General features: G+C 30.2%; 1 protein-coding gene. It reads right to left on the reverse strand.

Annotation, left to right across the window (positions count from 1 at the left end; genetic code table 11):
• Positions 1–93 precede the first annotated feature (93 nt).
• Positions 94–1,254, reverse strand: a complete 1,161-nt coding sequence (locus tag ACEN2F_RS14635; protein WP_441740532.1) for an alpha/beta fold hydrolase — start codon at positions 1,252–1,254, stop codon at positions 94–96.
• Between the last annotated feature and the right edge of the window lie 125 nt (positions 1,255–1,379).

Consider the following 1,379-nt stretch of genomic DNA (forward strand, 5'->3'; position numbering starts at 1 on the left):
TAACGGACGTACAATCGGTTCCGTTCAACCCGGGTTTCATTGTTCGTGCTACGCACGCAACGAATCCCTAGCTGTTGTGCGTTCGTTTTTTATTTACGATTGTTTTAAAAGTTCATCTAAAACTCTTTTGCCATTTTCATTTTCTGGGTTTAGTTCAACAGATTTTTTATACATTTTAATCGCTTCTTCTCTTTTATTAATTTTAAATAGTATTTCTCCATAACTATCGTAAGCATTTCCACTTGTAGGATTTAATAATACGTTTAGTTTGAAAGTTTCTAAAGCTTTTTCATTTTCGTTCTTGTTTAAATATTCATAACCTAAATTATTTAGGTTGTCTTCCGAATGTACGTAGGCACTATTTTCTTTCTTGACATTGTTTAATGAACTAATTGCATAATTTAGCGTACGTTCATAAACTTCCGTTTTCTGTTTTTTATCTAGTGTTTCGGCATAACTTTTCGCTATTGTTGTTATAACTAAAGTTGGATTGTCAAACCAAATTCCGTGACCACATTCAAATGCGGTAATACCGATACTTTTTGGATGACTGGCAACAAAGTTTTTATGACATTCTTTCCAATGTTCTACTTTTTCAGTTTCTTTAAAAGATGGAATTCCACTAACTAAATCTACAACTGGAATATTTTGTGGAATTGAAATTTCACTCATCATTTTTACAGTTTCACGTATATTTGTAGCCATATAATATATAGCAAGTTTGTTTTTTTTCCACTCTGGAATAAGCAGTTCTTGCTTTTTTAAATCGCTTTCTACAAACTTTTCCATAAAATTATGGTTTACATCTATTAATACAATCGATTTTACAAGATTTGGATTCCTTACTGAATATAAAGTTGAAAAGTAACCGCCAAAAGAATGAGAAACTAACATAATTTGTTTGTTGTAGCCCAATTTTTTTAATCCAGTTTCTAAATCCACAAGGCTATTTAACATACCGTGTTTTGAGTCTTCAGTTTCTAAAGTATTCATAGTGCTTTTACCTAAACCTTCTCTATCATATGTTATTATTGTTGCTCCAGTTAAATCTGCAATTGGTTGCAGAATAGAATTCCAAACTCTTCCATCACTTCCAGCACCAGCTTCAAAAAGAATTGGAATTCCTGAACCTTTTGTAATGTTGAAATGTAGTTTATGATTTCCTACATCCACTAAAGTATCAATTGTTTGAGACTGACTTTTTATTGAACTAAAAAGTATAAAAAAGATAATAACTTTTAAGAATAATTTCATTTTAAAATTTTAAGTTTTTGTTTTTTCGGTTAGTTTTGGTAAAATGTCGCATAACGTCAGTCTGTGAAAAAACTATCGTTTATTTCTTTCAAATATACTGTTTATTTCGAATAGTAAAGCAAGAA

Source organism: Flavobacterium sp. W20_MBD1_R3 (genome assembly GCF_052119725.1).
In the GTDB taxonomy this organism is placed as follows: Bacteria; Bacteroidota; Bacteroidia; order Flavobacteriales; family Flavobacteriaceae; genus Flavobacterium.